This is a genomic window from Spongiactinospora rosea (assembly GCF_003315795.1).
Lineage (GTDB): Bacteria > Actinomycetota > Actinomycetes > Streptosporangiales > Streptosporangiaceae > Spongiactinospora > Spongiactinospora rosea.
On record NZ_QMEY01000028.1, the window covers coordinates 54,837 to 70,351 of the forward strand.

Genomic DNA, 15,515 nt, shown 5'->3' on the forward strand with positions numbered 1-15,515 from the left:
CGGCTGGTCCGTCGCCGCTGTCGCCTTCGCCCCCTTCGGCGTCGTCGGTGCGGGCGGCGCGCCGCCCGCCCGCGCCGCGCCTGCGTTCACGCCGCGAAGGCGACGTCGAGCTGCCATGCATCAAGCACCCCCCGTGCACTGTGCGAGCCGGCCCCCCGGCCCCGATGCCCCCCGCGCCACCGCGCGAGCCGCCGGTGGCGCGCCGGCCGGCGTCCCCTCGCCGAGCCGGGCCGTTTTGGCTTCCGTCTCACCATCCGATGCGAGAACCATAACGGAGCGTGACGTTTGGTGGACAGCTCCTTTGGGTATTCCGTGGATTCGATTACTCATCGTAAGCGGGCGAAATGGGACGAGGCCGCGCTACGGTATGCGCTGTGCCTACCGGTCAGCCTCTCAACCTGCCGTTCGACCCGATCGAGCGCGCGGCGGCCACCTGGCGTGTCCGGTTCGGGCCGTCCTCGGCGATGGCAGCCGTCACATCGATCATGAGAGCGCACCAGATCCTGCTGTCGCAACTGGACGCGCTGCTCAAACCGTATGACTTGACCTTCGCCCGGTACGAAGCACTCGTACTGCTGACCTTCAGCAAAACCGGGTCGCTGCCGCTGTCCAAGCTCGGCGAGCGCCTGATGGTCCACCCCACGAGCGTCACTAACACCGTCACCCGGCTCGAAACGGCCGGCCTGGTCCGCCGGCTGCGCAACCCCAGGGACGGCCGGGGCGTGCTCGCCGAGATCACGCCGTCCGGGCGTGAGGTCGTGCGCGAGGCCACCGCCGACCTGATGGCGGCCGACTTCGGCCTGTCCATGTACGACGAGGCGGAGCTGCAGGAGATGTTCGCCGCCCTGCGCACACTCCGGGTCGCCACCGGAGACTTCCCCGCCCTGGGCTAAAATAGTAGGACGTCCTAGTATTTACCCCGTCGATCGCCGGGCGACCGCTGGGCGAGGCGCACTGCTGTACCGGAACATGGAGGCAGCGACATGGACGCAGAGCAGACAGCCGAAGGCCGCAGGCGCTGGCAGGAGCGTTTCGACCAGGCGCGCAAGCGTGACGCGGAGTTCCGCACCCTCTCCGGCCTGGAGGTCGATCCCGTCTATGGGCCGCCCGAGGGCACCGCCGACCCGCGCATGGAGCGGATCGGCTGGCCGGGCGAGTACCCCTACACCCGTGGCCTGCACCCCACCGGGTACCGGGGCAAGCCGTGGACGATCCGGCAGTTCGCCGGGTTCGGCAACGCGCGGCAGACCAACGAGCGGTACAAGATGATCCTCGGCGCGGGCGGCGGCGGGCTGTCGGTCGCCTTCGACATGCCGACCCTGATGGGCCGCGACTCCGACGACGCGCGCTCGCTCGGCGAGGTCGGCCACTGCGGCGTCGCCGTCGACTCCGCGATGGACATGGACGTCCTGTTCGACGGCATCCCGCTGGGCGACGTGACCACGTCCATGACGATCAGCGGCCCCGCCGTGCCGATCTTCTGCATGTACCTGGTCGCGGCCGAGCGCCAGGGCGTGCCGATCGGGCGGCTCAACGGCACGCTTCAGACCGACATCTTCAAGGAGTACATCGCCCAGAAGGAGTGGCTGTTCGCGCCCGAGCCGCACCTGCGGCTCATCGGCGACCTGATGGAGTTCTGTGTCGCGGAGATCCCGGCGTACAAGCCGCTGTCGGTGTCCGGGTACCACATCCGCGAGGCGGGCGCGACCGCCGCCCAGGAGCTGGCCTTCACGCTGGCCGACGGCTTCGGGTACGTGGAGCTGGGGCTGTCGCGCGGGCTCGACGTGGACGTCTTCGGCCCCGGCCTGTCGTTCTTCTTCGACGCGCACATCGACTTCTTCGAGGAGATCGCGAAGTTCCGGGCCGCGCGGCGGATCTGGGCGCGCTGGATGCGCGACACCTACGGCGCGCGTACCGAGAAGGCCCAGTGGCTGCGCTTCCACACCCAGACCGCCGGGGTGTCGCTGACCGCGCAGCAGCCCGACAACAACATCGTCCGCACCGCCGTCGAGGCCCTGGCCGCGGTGCTCGGCGGCACCAACTCGCTGCACACCAACGCCCTGGACGAGGTGCTCGCGCTGCCCTCGGAGAAGGCCGCGGAGATCGCACTGCGCACCCAGCAGGTGATCATGGAGGAGACCGAGGTCGCCAACGTGGCCGACCCCCTCGGCGGGTCCTGGTACGTCGAGGCGCTGACCGACCGGATGGAGGCCGAGGCGGAGGCGATCTTCAAGCGGATCCGCGAGATGGGCACCGACGGCACGATGACCTCCGGCATCCTGCGCGGCATCGAGGACGGCTGGTTCATGTCCGAGATCGCCGAGTCCGCCTTCGACTACCAGCGCAAGCTGGAGAAGGGCGAGAAGAAGATCGTCGGCGTCAACTGCCACACCGCCTCGGTGGAGGAGCCGCTGCCGATCCTGCGGGTCAGCCACGAGGTCGAGCGGGAACAGAACCGCGTGCTCGCCGAACGCCGCGCCGGGCGCGACCAGGCCGCGCTCGACACCGCCATGGCCGGCCTGGTCGCCGCGGCCCGCGGCGGCGGCAACATGATCCCCCCGATGCTCGACGCGGTCCGCGCGGAGGCCACCCTCGGCGAGATCTGCGACGCCCTCCGGGCGGAGTGGGGCACCTACACCGAACCTGCAAGGTTCTAGGTACTTCCAGACTTCAAGAAATGTTCGAGAGGTAATACGGTGAGCCCTTAACGTCATCAAAGGGGATTCAGGGCGGTAAGAACACCGGGGGAAGTGTGCCGCGAACACAGAACGGGGTGTGGAGCGAGCTACGCATCGATTCCACACCCCATGTGACTGTCGCCGTATCACCGCAGGTCACGGCGTTGGCGATTCTGGCCGACGCCATTTCGGGCCGGCGCAGGGGCCTGCCTGACCGCTGGCGCAAAATGGTTCAGGAGGCGGTCAGTCCGGAAGGCTGGGAGGCGGCGCTGCCGATCGGCGCGCCCGGCCACTCGGTCGCCCCGGACAGCATCGTCCCGCTCACGCCGCTCGGGGAGGTCCCCGTGGCGCGGCACGTCGCCTGGCTGCGCGACGCCACGCCCGGCGACCTTCAGGAGGACCTGGGGCGGACCTTCGGCGCGGAGCCCGTGCCCAGGCACTGGCGGCGCGCGGCCGATCAGCCGCGGCGCTGGCTGCACGGATACGCCAAGGCCGTGGACGAGGTGTGGTCGGTCGTCGAGCCGCTGTGGCGGCGGGCCAGGCCCGCCATCGATCGCGAGGTGGAACGGGTCGGCGCGGCGGTCGTGCGGGGCGCGCACGACGTACTGCTCGGTTCGCTCAGTGAGCGGATCGTCTACAGCGACGGCACACTGCGGGTCAGCGACCTCGAACCCGGCAGGTACGAGCTGGGCGGCCGGCGGCTGGTCCTCGTGCCGACCCTGGCGGGCCGCGACTCGGTCGTGGTCAACTACGAGCACCCCGAGCTGGTGTGGATCGGCTATCCGCTGCCCGGCGCCGAGACGGTGTGGCGGCAGGCCGGCAACGAGCGGTCGGCGGACGAGCTGTCCGCGGTGCTCGGCGAGATGCGGGCCGGGCTGCTGGCCGTACTGCACACGCCGACGACCATGAGCAGGCTCGCCGAGCAGGCCGGCACGGTGCCCAGCGCCATCACCTACCACTGCGAACGGCTCGCCTCCGCCGGGCTCATCGACCGCGAGCGCAAGGGGCGCGAGGTGTGGGTCTCGCGCACCCGCAGAGGCGATGATCTCCTGGAGCTGTTCGAGATCTGACCAGCCCCGCCCCGCCTCGTACGGGCATGCGCGGGCATGGGGCAGGATTGGATGTATGAGCCCAGCGGACTTCAATCGACCCGGATCGCTGTACGGCGCGGTGGATCTCGGTGCGCGCAAGCAGGCATTGGAAGCGCAGGCCCGTCGTCAGGCCGCGGCGCAGGACAACGCGGGCGGCGGCGCGCCGGGAGCGGGCGGCGCCGCCACTGTCATCGACATCACCGACGAGACCTTCTCCGCCGAGGTGATCGAGCGCTCAATGCGCGTTCCGGTCATCCTCGACCTTTGGGCGACCTGGTGCCAGCCCTGCAAGCAGCTCAGCCCCATCCTGGAGAAGCTGGCCGCCGAGGCGGCCGGCAAGTGGGTGCTGGCCAAGGTCGACGTCGACGCCAATCCCCAGATCAGTCAGGCCCTGCGGGTCCAGAGCATCCCCACGGTGCTCGCGATCTTCCAGGGGCAGGCGGTCACCGGCTTCCAGGGGGCCCTGCCCGAGCCGCAGGTGCGCCAGTTTCTCGACCAGCTCATGGAGGCCCTGGCCCCGCACCTGCCCCAGGGCGGCGAGCAGCCGCCACAGGAGGGCCAGGAGCAGCCGGGCCGCGGCCCGCAGGTCGCCCCCGAGCTGATCGCCGCCGAGGAGGCCATCGAGAAGGGCGACCTCGACGCGGCCAAGGCCGCCTACCAGCGGCTGCTGGCCCACTCGCCGAGCAACGAGGACGCCTCGATGGGCCTGGCCGGGGTCACCCTGATCCAGCGCTCTGAGGGCCTTGACCCGGCCGACGTGCAGCGGCGCGCCGCCGACCCCAAGGACATCGAGGCCCAGTGCCAGGCAGCCGACCTGGAGATGCTGTCGGGCGCGGTGGACGCCGCCTTCGACCGGCTCGTCCGCACGATCCGGCAGACCGCGGGCGACGAGCGCGACCAGGTCCGGCGGCATCTGCTGGGCCTGTTCGAGACCCTGCCCAACGGCGACCCGGCCCTGACCAAGGCCCGCCGGTCGCTCGCCAGCGCGCTGTTCTGACGCGGTGGGGGCCGGGCCCGTTCTGGTCCGGCCCGCCGGCACGGCTCAGCCGTGCCGGGCGCGGAAGTAGGCGTTCGCGGTCGGGGTGAACATCAGCGGCAGGGCCGTCAGCACGGCCATCAGGTGCAGGAACCTGATGGCCGCCAGGACGACCGAGAGCACGCTCGCGCCCGCCACCGCCTCGGCGACCGACCCTCCGGAAAGCAGCCAGCCGATCGGCTCGATGACCAGCGAGACGGTGCCGAACACCCCGAGTCCCACGGCCAGCGCCACGCGGGCCCACGGCTTGCCCCGGTACAACCGCAGCGCCACGAAGGTGGCCGCGCCGTAGACGAGGAGCCGCAGGCCGATCTGGGGGGCCAGGCCCGCGAGCGTGGCCGAGCCGTCGGCGAGCAGGGCGGCCATCGTGATGGCCGACTCCAGGACACCCGCGCCGACCGCCGCCAGCCACAGCGCGGCGGCGGTCGCGATGTTCCTGGGGAGGGCGGGGGCGGCCTGGGGCGAGGGGGTCGCGAGCATCGTGCGCATCGGGGGCACCTTCCGAGGTGTTGCCGGTTCCTACCGCGCCGAGTCTTCTCCTCCGGGCGGCCGGGCACATCGTGGCGCGCACCCCGGTCGCAGGTACGGCCAGCCGTACCCCCGGCGCGCCGTTCCGGGGAGTTTGTCCATGCCGCGACGGGCGCGATAGGAATGACCCCATGACTGCGCTCGGTGTCGTGTTCCGTCCCCAGCTCCCTCCCGAAAGGCTCCGCGACGTGGCTCGCGCGGCCGACGCGGCCGGGCTGGAGGAGCTGTGGCTGTGGGAGGACTGCTTCCTGGAGAGCGGGATCGCGGCCATGGCGGCGGCGCTGGCCTGGACGGAGCGGTTGCGGGTCGGCGTCGGCCTGCTGCCGGTGCCCTTCCGCAACGCCGCGCTGACCTCGATGGAGACCGCGACCCTGCACCGGCTGTTCCCCGGCCGGGCGAAGCTGGCGGTCGGTCACGGCGTACAGGACTGGATGGCGCAGGTCGGCGCGCGGGCCGAGTCGCCCATGACGCTGCTGACCGAGCACCTGTCGGCGATGCGGGCCCTGCTGCGCGGCGAACGGGTCACCACGCAGGGCCGCTACGTGCGGCTCGACGGCGTCGCCCTGGACTGGCCGCCGAAGGAGGGAGCCGCGGTCTACGTCGGCGCGACCGGCCCGCGCACGCTGCGCCTGGCGGGCGCTGCCGCGGACGGCACGATCCTCACCGCCGGCCGGACGCCCGACGAGGTACGGCGGGCCCGCGAGCTGATCGAGGAGGGCAGGACCGAGGCGGGCCGTACCGGCCCCCACGAGGTCGTGGCCTACTTCAACGCCGCGACCGGACCCGGCGCCGACGCGCGGATCGAGGCCGAGCTGGCGGCCTCCGGCGACGCGGGCAAGACCGAAGCGGGGGTGGCGGGCGACGCGGGGGCGGTCGCCGAGGCCGTACGACGGATCGCCGACGCCGGGGCCGACACCGTGATCCTCCAGCCCACCGCCGACGAGCCCGATGTGGAGGGCTTCGTGCGCTTCGTGGCCGGGGAGGTACGCCCCCTGGTCGCGTGATCGGGTGACGTGCGGCCCAACGGATGACCGCCTACCTGGAAACTTTTCTGGTTACACCCTATAACCGTGACCTGGAACGGGTAAGCAACGGGTGTGCGGGTCGTGACCATCTCCGCCACGTACGGCACCGCGGGCAACGTGATCGGTCCCGCCGTGGCCGAGATGCTCGGCGTGCCGTTCGTGGACCGCGCGATCCCCGGCACGGTCGCCGAGGAGCTGGGCTGCACGCTTGAGGAGGCGCTGGTCCACGACGACCGGGCCGAGCACGGCATCGGCAGGCTGTTGTCCGGCGCGATGCGGCTGCCGACGGTGACCTTCGGCGGCGTGGACACCTACCTGCCGGGCGCGATGCCCACCCCGCCCGAGGAGTTCGTCGCGCACACCGAGAAGGTGATCAGGACGACCGCCAGGGCGCGCGGCGGGGTGATCCTCGGCCGGGCGGGCGCCATCGTGCTCGCCGACCACCCGGGAGCGCTCCACGTACGGCTGGACGCCCCGCTGGAACGCCGGATCCGCCAGACGGCGGCCTTCTTCGACCTCGGCGACCGCGAGGCCCGCAGGATCGTCGAGGACAACGACCGTGCCCGCGCCGCCTACGTCCGCCACTTCTATCGCGCCGATCCCGGTCAGCCGACCCTGTACCACCTGGTCGTGGACAGCACCAGCATCCCGGTGCCGGCCTGCGTGGAGCTGATCGCCTCGGCCGCCGAGGCGATCGGCTGACCTTCGCGGCCCGCTCGTGGCCGGGTCTGCTCAGCGGCGAACCGGACGCGCGGCGCTCAGGGAAGGTGGCACCATGGAATCCTCAAATGAGGCCACTACAAAGGAGCGGATGACGTGGCCACCGTGCCCAGTGTTTCTTACTCGATCACCGTCCGGCTGGAGGTGCCCGCAGGCGGCAAGGCCGTCAGCCAGCTCACCCACGCCGTCGAGTCGGCCGGAGGCGTGGTCACCGCCCTCGACGTGACCACCGCCGGGCACGAGAAGCTGCGGATCGACGTCACCTGCGCAGCCCGCGACACCGACCACGCCCAGGCCATCGTCGACCAGCTCGACGCGGTGGAGGGCGTGGCCATCCACAAGGTCAGCGACCGCACCTTCCTGATGCACCTCGGCGGCAAGATCGAGATGGTCTCGAAGGTTCCGCTGCGCAACCGCGACGAGCTGTCCATGGCGTACACGCCGGGCGTCGCGCGGGTGTCGATGGCCATCGCCCGCAACCCCGAAGACGCCCGCCGCCTGACCATAAAGCGCAACACGGTGGCGGTGGTCACCGACGGCTCGGCCGTCCTCGGGCTGGGCAACATCGGCCCTGCCGCCGCGCTGCCGGTGATGGAGGGCAAGTCGGCGCTGTTCAAACGGTTCGCCGGGATCGACGCCTGGCCGATCTGCCTCGACACCCAGGACACCGACGAGATCGTGCGCGCGGTGCAGCTCATCGCGCCCGGCTTCGGCGGCATCAACCTTGAGGACATCTCCGCTCCGCGCTGCTTCGAGATCGAGGCCAGGCTGCGCGAGCTGCTGGACATCCCGGTCTTCCACGACGACCAGCACGGCACGGCCATCTGCGTGCTCGCCGCCCTCACCAACGCGCTGCGGGTGGTGGAGAAGGACCTCGGGCAGGTGCGCATCACGATGGCGGGCGCGGGCGCGGCCGGTACCGCGGTGCTGCGCCTGCTGCTCGCGGCCGGGGCGCGCAACGTGGTCGTGTGCGACTACCTCGGCGCGATCCACCACGGGCGCGACGACCTCGACGACTCCCTGCGCTGGATCGCCGACCACACCAACGCCGAGGGCTACTCGGGCGACCTGCGGGGGGCGGTGAAGGACGCCGACGTCTTCATCGGCGTCTCGGCCCCGGGCATCCTCACCGGCGACGACGTGGCCACGATGGCCGAGGGCGCGGTCGTCTTCGCGCTGGCCAACCCCGAGCCGGAGGTCTCCCCGGACGACGCCCGCGAGACCGCGGCGGTGGTGGCGACCGGGCGGTCCGACTACCCCAACCAGATCAACAACGTGCTGGCCTTCCCGGGCGTCTTCCGCGGCCTGCTGGACGCCCAGGCGGACGGCGTCAGCCAGGAGATGCTGCTCGCGGCGGCCCGCGCCCTGGCGGATGTGGTCACCGACGAAGAGCTCGGCCCCAACTACATCATTCCCAGCGTCTTTCACGCCGACGTCGCCACGGCGGTGGCCGCCGCGGTCCGCGAGTCCGCCGGAGGCCGCCCCCGCGGCAGCACCGAGGCGTAGCGAAGTCTGGGGGGATCAGGGCGACGGCCCGGGATAACGCCCGGGCCAGATCGCCCCAAGCCACCACAGAAGCCCCCCCATGACCAGCAGAGCCACCGCCAGCACCACCTGCCCGGCCACAGCCGCCCGCGGCTTCTCCGGCCCACCGGGAGCCTTCGTCCCCCCCGGCACCGGCTGCCTGGTCGGCTCAGCACGGACCCCGTTGTCCAGCGGAGCGCCCCCCAGAACGGCCTGCCCGGCCGTGGGCGCGCCGGATGTCCGAGGCCCGCTGTTCGTCCTGCCCGGCTCTGGGCGGCTCAGTGCGGCCACGGCCGGTATCGGCTGCCTGGTGTCGCCGGCCGGCGGGGTGATCGCCGGGACGGCTTGCCCGGCCATGGCCGCGCCGGGCTTCTGGGGTCCGCTGGGAGCCTTCGTCCCACCCGGCTCGGGGTGCCTTAGTACTACCGGCTGCCTGGTGTCCTTGGTCAGCGGGGTGATTGCCGAGGCGGCTCGCCCGACTGTGGCCGGGCCGGGCTTTTGGGGCCCGCTGTTCGTCCTGCCCGGCTCTGGGCGGCTCAGTGGGGCCATCGCCGGAGCCGGATGGCTGGGCTGTTTGGGGTGATCCGGGGCTTTTGTTCGGCGGGTGCCGTTGGCCGGGGGGATGTCGGGGGCGGGGCGCTTTGGTACGGCATGCCCCCCATCGGCCACGCGCCGTCGTCCGTTGAGCCCTGTGGCGAGCACGCTTCTCGGGTGTCGTGGTGCCGCGCCGTATCGGCACCGGCCGCAAGGCGGGGCGTCCGCCGGCGAAGCCGTCACATGGTGATCGGCCGGGACCTGGGCCCGTGCCGCGGCCGCCTGGCCCGCCCCCAGTACGCCCGCCACCCCCACCACCACGCCCAAGGCCAGGAACCGCCCCCCCGAGGTCGTGCGGGTGCGGGCAGGGAGTGATGACATCGCCGGCTCCCCCGAATGGTACGAATGATCGATATTCCCTGGAGTGCCCGCCTGGCTCCGAGGAGTAACTTCCTCGAATGTATCGGGGTGAGGCGCGAGATTTGTGCTTCACCCTCCATGATGGTGTGTATGGCGGAGGCGATCTACGTCGGCGGGCTGCTCGTGGCGACGCCACGGCTCGACGACCCCAACTTCCGGCGTAGTGTGGTGCTGGTCCTGGAGCATGATCAGGACAGCGGCACTCTCGGGGTGGTCCTCAACAGGCCAAGTGACATTTCGGTCACTCAGGTGCTGCCCACCTGGGACGCGCTGGTGAGCGGGCCGTCCGTGCTGTTCCAGGGCGGGCCCGTGCAGACCGACAGCGCGCTGGCGCTGGCGGCGGTGCCGAGCGGGGAGGAGCCGCTGGGGTGGCGGCGGCTGCAGGCGGGCATTCCCGCCGTGTCCAGGCTGGGCACGGTCGATCTGGACGCGCCCCCCGAGATCCTGGCCGGGGAGATCGCGCAGATGCGGATATTCGCGGGCTACGCCGGGTGGACCCCGGGCCAGTTGGAGTCGGAGATCGCCGAGGGCGCCTGGTACGTGGTGGACGCCGAGCAGGGCGACACCTTCTTCTCCGACCCCGAATCACTCTGGCGCGCCGTGCTGCGCCGCCAGCCGGGCGAGCTGGCGTTCGTGGCGACCTGCCCGGACGACCCCACCCTCAACTGACACCCCGTCAGGGACCGTCCGGGGTGTCCCAGCCCGGGCGGAAGGACCGTTCGGCGAGCGTCAGGGTCTCGTCCACCCGCGCCACGAGCGCGCCCAGGTCCTCGTGCGCGCCCGGGCACTCGAAGCCGACCCGCGCGGCGGCCGCGACGAAGGCCACCACCAGGCACGCCCGCTGATCCGGCGGCCCTTCAACGCCCTGCCTGCGGGCGACCAGCCCGGCCAGCCGCCCCTCCAGCCCGGCCGCCCGCCCGACCGCCGCGCTCAGCAGGGCGGGGGTCACGTCGAGCAGCCTGCGGGTCTTCATGTAGCGTTCTTTGTCCGCCTGGTCCGAGGCGATCAGGCCGCGGGTGACCGCGCGGAAGGTGTTGATCAGCGCGGTCCCCGGCGACTCCCCGGCCGGGCGCGACTCCAGCTCCTCCGTCACGGCGATCTCCAGATCGGCCATGTGGTAGAGGGCCAGGTCGTCCTTCCCGGCGAAGTAGCGGAAGAAGGTCCGGGGGGAGACCTCGACCGCCGCGGCGATCTGCTCGATCGTCGTGTGCTCGTACCCCTGCGCGAGGAAGAGGTCGAGTCCCGCGTCGATGAGGGCGTGGCGGGTCTTGAGCTTCTTCCGCTCGCGCAGGCCGATCTGACCCATGGTCGTCATCCCTTCGCCACCTTCATGACACAGTGTGCCATCCATCACTATGTGACACTTGCTGGTCTTTGTCGATTGTCAGTGACTGTCACTATGGTGAAAAATCCTTCAAAGTAAGGGGATAGCAGGGCATGGGGTGTCCTGCTGAGTTAAGGGGGACTTTTCGTGATGGCGCATGCGAAGACAGTGGGCAGCCCACTGTCCGGCTCGCCGACCGGAAGACGAGCGCAGGGACATCCCTGGCTCACGTTGATCGCCGTGTCGCTCGGCGTGATCATGGTGATGCTCGACGGCACCGTCGTCGCCATCGCCAACCCGGTGATCGCCACCGAGCTGGGCGCGTCGCTCGCCGAGATCCAGTGGGTGACCAGCGGCTACCTGCTCGCCCTCGCGGTCTTCCTGATCACCGCGGGCAAGCTCGGCGACCTGTTCGGGCACAAGCGGGTGTTCATGGCCGGCGTCGCGGGCTTCGCGCTGACCTCGCTCGCCATCGGCCTGTCCCAGGGCATCGGCTGGCTGATCGCCTTCCGCGTGCTGCAGGGGCTGTTCGGCGCGCTGCTCCAGCCCGCCGCCCTCGCCCTGCTGCGGGTCGCCTTCCCCGGTGAGCGGCTGAACATGGCGATCGGCATCTGGGGCGCGGCGATCGGCGTCTCCAGCGCGGCGGGGCCGATCGTCGGCGGCGTCCTGGTGGAGAAGGTCAACTGGCAGTCGGTGTTCTTCATCAACGTCCCGGTCGGCCTGGTGGCGCTGGTGGTCGGGCTGATCGTGATCAAGGAGAGCCGGGCCGGGGCGCTGTCGCGCATCGACTGGCCGGGCGTGCTCCTGCTGTCCGGCGCGATGTTCTCGCTGGTGTGGGCGATCATCAAGGCGCCGGAGTACGGCTGGGGCGACGTCAAGACCATCGCCTTCGGTGTGGCGACCCTCGTCCTGGGCGCGCTGTTCGCCTGGTGGCAGAGCAGGGCGCGCGAGCCGCTGCTGCCGCTGAGCCTGTTCAGGAACGCCTCGGTGTCCATCGGCACGGTGCTGATGATCCTGACCGCCTTCTCCATGTTCGGCGCGATGTTCTTCCTGACGTTCTTCTTCCAGGGCGTGCACGGGCTGACGCCGCTCGACGCCGGGCTGCGGATGCTGCCGATGAGCGCGGGCATGATCGTCGCCTCCCCGCTGGCCGGGTTCCTGATCGGCAGGCTGGGGCCGAAGATCCCGATCGCGGGCGGCATGCTGATCACGGCGGTCTCCATGTTCCTGCTCTCCCGCCTCGGCATCGACGCCGCGTTCGTGGACACCGCGATCCCGTTCGCGCTGCTGGCGTTCGGGCTGTCGCCGGTGATGGTCGGCGCGACCGAGATCATCGTGGGCAACGCCCCGGTGGAGCTGAGCGGGGTGGCCGGCGGCCTGCAGCAGTCGGCCATGCAGGTCGGCGGCTCGCTCGGCACGGCGGTGCTCGGCGCGATCGTCGTGGCCAAGGTCGCCGACGTGCTCCCCGGCCACTTCACCGCGCAGGGGCTGCCCGCCCCGACCGCCGGTCAGGTGGACCTGATGAAGGACGCCGTGGCGTACGGCCAGGCGCCGGTGCCCCCGGGCCTGCCCGACCAGGCGGTGCAGGCGATCACCACCGCGTCGCACCTGTCGTTCCTGGACGGCATGCACCTCGGTTACACGGTCAGCGCCGCGGTGGCCGTGCTGGCCGCCCTGCTTGTCGTCTTCGTCCGGGCGGGGCGTAAGATCGATGGGCCTTCCGTGCACGTCGGCTGAGTGGGGGGCCCTTCGTGCGCATAGACTCGTTGAGGTGAGCACGAAGATCCTTCCCGAGGGCGATGTCCGCCAGGAGCTCTCCCACGACGGAGACCACGAGCGATTCGCCCACTACGCCGACCGGAACAAGATCACCGAAAGCATGGTGACCGGGACCCCGATCCGTGCCCTGTGCGGCAAGGTGTGGGTGCCCAGCCGTGACCCGAAGAAATATCCGGTCTGCCCGGAGTGCAAGGAGATATACGAGGGCCTGCCCAAGGGCGAGCCCGAGAAGTCGGAGTGACGAGGCCGGGATCGCGCAGCGCCGCGGTCCCGGTCCGTCGTGAGCCGTGCCCCGGGCCCAGGGGCGGACGCGGGGGCGTCCGCCCGCATTTCGCCGATGACTCGGGCCCCTCGGGAGTGTTGCTCGCCTACTGTGCGCGGTCATGCCGTTACGGTCTGGATAGCGCCGCGGTGCGGCGGATCTGACCGGCACGTGCCAGGTCCGGCACGGGTGAGACTCGGGGGAGTGCATGGCCCGGCGTTCGTTCGCCGCGATAGCGGTATGCCTGTTCGCGTTCGGCACGTCAGGATCGGGTGTGGCCGGCCACGCGGAGAGGGGGCCGGGTGAGGTCCACGCCCACGGCGGCGACTGCCCGCCGTACGCGGCGCGCGTCCCGGGGCCGGTCGCCCGCGCCGGGGTGCGCGAGCTCTCGCCGCAGGAGGCCCGGCGGATGGTCGCCGACCTGGACGCGCGGGCCCGGCGGCTGCGGGTCGTCCCCACGGGGGCGATCAACGTGCCGCTGTGGGTGCATGTGATCGACGGCGGGCGGCGGATCGGCAGGGAGTCCGTACGCGACCAGATCGACGCGCTGAACGCCGCGTACGGCGGCCGGTTCGGCGGCGCGGACACCCGCGTGAGGTTCAAGCTCGCCGGGATGACCTCGACCGCCAATCCCGCCTGGTTCCGCGACCCGCTCGGCCACGAGCAGGAGATGAAGCAGGCCCTGCGCCGGGGCGGCCCGTCCGCCCTGAACCTCTACATCGCCGAGTTGAACGAGGTCGTCCTCGGCTATGGCACCTATCCCTACTGGTACCGCACCAACCCGGTGCTGGACGGCGTGGTGATCGACTGGCGCAGCATGCCGGGCGGCACGATGCGGACCTTCAACCGCGGTTTCACCGCCGTCCATGAGATCGGTCACTGGCTCGGCCTGCTGCACACGTTCGAGAACGGCTGCGCCGAGCCCGGCGACGGCGTGGCCGACACCCCGCCGGAGGCGTACGCCACCGAGGGCTGCCCGGACACCAAGGACACCTGCCCGCTGTCCGGCAAGGACCCGTTCCACAACTTCATGGACTATGCCCACGATCGGTGCATGTCGGAGTTCACTCAGGGGCAGGCTGTCCGGATTCGCACTGCGTGGGCGGCTTACCGCATGGTTGGGCGGAGTTCTACCCTTAGCGGGTGACAGTACCGACCACAGTTGACGCTCCATACTCCCCCCAAGGAATCTTCAGCCCCCAGTACCGCACGGCTACCTCCGGCATCCTGCTCACGATCACCCTGATCGCGTTCGAGGGCATGTCGATCGGGGCCGCGATGCCCGCGATCTCCACGGATCTGCAGGCCATCGACCTGTACGGGTGGAGCTTCTCGGCGTTCTTGATGGCCGGGCTGTTCGTGACCGTGATGGCGGGACAGTGGTCGGACCGGCGCGGGCCCGCGCTGCCGTTCCTGCTCGGCGTGGCCGTCTTCGTGGCCGGCATGATCATGGCGGGCGCGGCGGCGAACAAGGGCATGTTCATCGCGGCGCGCGCGGTGCAGGGCTTCGGCGGGGGAGCGGTGATCGTCGCGTGCTACGTGATGATCGCGCGCGTCTACCGTCCGGACGCCCGGCCGAAGATCTTCGCGGCGCTGTCCAGCGCGTGGGTGGTGCCCGCCCTGATCGGGCCGAGCGTCGGCGGCCTGGTGGCGGGGACGGTCGGCTGGCGCTGGGTGTTCTTCGGGATCGTGCCCCTGGTGATCCCCGCGCTGCTGATGCTGCTCCCGGCGCTGCGCGCCAAGAAGGACGAGCCCAAGGCCGCCGCCGACCCCGGGGACGCCGGGGGCGCCGCTCCGGTACGTCGGGGCGGCCCGGTGGTCATGACCCTCTCCGCGGCCGGCGCGGCCGTGGGGGCGGGCGTCCTGCTGTACGGCGTGGGCGACCTGCACCTGCACCTGCCCATCGGCCTGGCGGCGTGCGCCGTGGGGCTCGTGCTGCTCGGCCTGAGCCTGCCCAGGCTGCTGCCCACCGGGTCGCTGCGGCTGCGCCGTGGCCTGCCCACCACGGTGGTCATGCGCGGCCTGCTGTCCGGCCCGTTCTTCTGCGTGAACTCCTTCATCCCGCTGATGCTCCAGGAGGTGCGCGGCTTCTCCGACGCCGCGGCGGGGGTGGCGCTCACCACGGGGGCGCTGGGCTGGTCCGCGGGGGCGTACCTGCAAAGCCGCGGCTTCGTGCGGCGTGAGCGGCTGATCATGTTCGGCGCGGTCGCCGTCACGGCCGGGATCGCGCTGACCGCGCTCGCGGTGAGCCCGGCCGTGCCCGGATGGGTCGCGGTGCCCGCGTGGGTCGTCGCCGGGTTCGGCATGGGGATGGGCGTCAGCAGCGTCAACGTCACCACGATGGCCCAGTCCAGCGATGCGGAGCAGGGCGCCAACTCCGCGTCCCTGCAGGTGACGGACACGCTGGGGGCGTCCCTGGCGATCGGCTTCGGCGGCGCGCTGATCAACTTCGTCGGGCACGACGACATCGCGACCGGGTTCGTCACCGTCTCCGCGGTGATGGCGGTACTCGGGATATTCGCCGCGATCGTCGCGGGACGTGTCCGGGTCCGGACATAGGTCTCCGTTCGTCTCAGCCGTATCTGTGATCACTG

Annotated in this window: 15 protein-coding genes; 13 read left to right on the top strand and 2 right to left on the bottom strand. The window is 71.3% G+C overall.

Translation table 11 applies throughout. The features are described 5' to 3' along the window. Window positions 1-374: 374 nt before the first annotated feature. From DP939_RS38450 to DP939_RS38465, 4 genes are all read left to right on the top strand, one after another. The gene (locus DP939_RS38450; protein WP_225878741.1) at window positions 375-893 is read left to right on the top strand and encodes a MarR family winged helix-turn-helix transcriptional regulator; all 519 of its coding nucleotides are present in this window, start codon (window positions 375-377) and stop codon (window positions 891-893) included. A gap of 90 nt (window positions 894-983) precedes the next feature. Next, window positions 984-2,657 (top strand): acyl-CoA mutase large subunit family protein, encoded by a 1,674-nt coding sequence (locus DP939_RS38455; protein ID WP_113985769.1) that lies wholly within the window; start codon window positions 984-986, stop codon window positions 2,655-2,657. 185 nt (window positions 2,658-2,842) lie between these two features. Then, window positions 2,843-3,748 (top strand): helix-turn-helix domain-containing protein, encoded by a 906-nt coding sequence (locus DP939_RS38460; protein ID WP_113985770.1) that lies wholly within the window; start codon window positions 2,843-2,845, stop codon window positions 3,746-3,748. Window positions 3,749-3,803: 55 nt separating this feature from the next. Next, window positions 3,804-4,766: a tetratricopeptide repeat protein gene (locus DP939_RS38465; protein ID WP_199565689.1), complete on the top strand. Its 963-nt coding sequence runs from the start codon at window positions 3,804-3,806 to the stop codon at window positions 4,764-4,766. A 45-nt stretch (window positions 4,767-4,811) separates the two neighbouring features. On the opposite strand, the gene DP939_RS38470 is transcribed toward DP939_RS38465, so the two are convergent. Further along, entirely contained in the window at window positions 4,812-5,294 is a 483-nt protein-coding gene (locus DP939_RS38470) for a hypothetical protein (protein WP_113985771.1), read from the bottom strand. A 170-nt stretch (window positions 5,295-5,464) separates the two neighbouring features. Between DP939_RS38470 and DP939_RS38475 the strand changes: the two genes are divergently transcribed. The 5 genes from DP939_RS38475 to DP939_RS38495 all read left to right on the top strand — a co-directional run bounded on the left by DP939_RS38475 (window position 5,465) and on the right by DP939_RS38495 (window position 10,225). After that, entirely contained in the window at window positions 5,465-6,337 is an 873-nt protein-coding gene (locus DP939_RS38475) for an LLM class flavin-dependent oxidoreductase (protein ID WP_113985772.1), read from the top strand. A 93-nt stretch (window positions 6,338-6,430) separates the two neighbouring features. Further along, window positions 6,431-7,060: a cytidylate kinase-like family protein gene (locus tag DP939_RS38480; RefSeq protein ID WP_113985773.1), complete on the top strand. Its 630-nt coding sequence runs from the start codon at window positions 6,431-6,433 to the stop codon at window positions 7,058-7,060. 114 nt (window positions 7,061-7,174) lie between these two features. Beyond that, window positions 7,175-8,584 carry an NAD-dependent malic enzyme gene (locus DP939_RS38485; protein WP_113985774.1) on the top strand — a complete coding sequence of 470 codons (1,410 nt, stop codon included), beginning with the start codon at window positions 7,175-7,177 and terminating at the stop codon, window positions 8,582-8,584. Between the two features lie 79 nt (window positions 8,585-8,663). Continuing rightward, window positions 8,664-9,185, top strand: coding sequence for a hypothetical protein (locus DP939_RS46500; RefSeq protein ID WP_158578930.1), 522 nt, complete (start codon window positions 8,664-8,666; stop codon window positions 9,183-9,185). 461 nt (window positions 9,186-9,646) lie between these two features. Further along, the gene (locus tag DP939_RS38495; RefSeq protein WP_111166349.1) at window positions 9,647-10,225 is read left to right on the top strand and encodes a YqgE/AlgH family protein; all 579 of its coding nucleotides are present in this window, start codon (window positions 9,647-9,649) and stop codon (window positions 10,223-10,225) included. Window positions 10,226-10,232: 7 nt separating this feature from the next. On the opposite strand, the gene DP939_RS38500 is transcribed toward DP939_RS38495, so the two are convergent. Continuing rightward, window positions 10,233-10,871 (bottom strand): TetR/AcrR family transcriptional regulator, encoded by a 639-nt coding sequence (locus DP939_RS38500; protein WP_113985776.1) that lies wholly within the window; start codon window positions 10,869-10,871, stop codon window positions 10,233-10,235. A 159-nt stretch (window positions 10,872-11,030) separates the two neighbouring features. Between DP939_RS38500 and DP939_RS38505 the strand changes: the two genes are divergently transcribed. From DP939_RS38505 to DP939_RS38520, 4 genes are all read left to right on the top strand, one after another. Next, on the top strand, window positions 11,031-12,617 hold the full coding sequence (locus tag DP939_RS38505) for a DHA2 family efflux MFS transporter permease subunit (protein WP_113985777.1): 1,587 nt from the start codon (window positions 11,031-11,033) through the stop codon (window positions 12,615-12,617). 34 nt (window positions 12,618-12,651) lie between these two features. Next, window positions 12,652-12,900, top strand: coding sequence for a DUF3039 domain-containing protein (locus tag DP939_RS38510; protein ID WP_225878742.1), 249 nt, complete (start codon window positions 12,652-12,654; stop codon window positions 12,898-12,900). A 229-nt stretch (window positions 12,901-13,129) separates the two neighbouring features. Continuing rightward, window positions 13,130-14,068, top strand: coding sequence for a zinc metalloprotease (locus tag DP939_RS38515; protein WP_225878743.1), 939 nt, complete (start codon window positions 13,130-13,132; stop codon window positions 14,066-14,068). Then, complete coding sequence (locus DP939_RS38520) at window positions 14,065-15,480, top strand: MFS transporter (RefSeq protein ID WP_113985779.1); 1,416 nt, start codon at window positions 14,065-14,067, stop codon at window positions 15,478-15,480. Before DP939_RS38515 ends, DP939_RS38520 begins: the two co-directional genes overlap by 4 nt. Window positions 15,481-15,515: the final 35 nt, after the last annotated feature.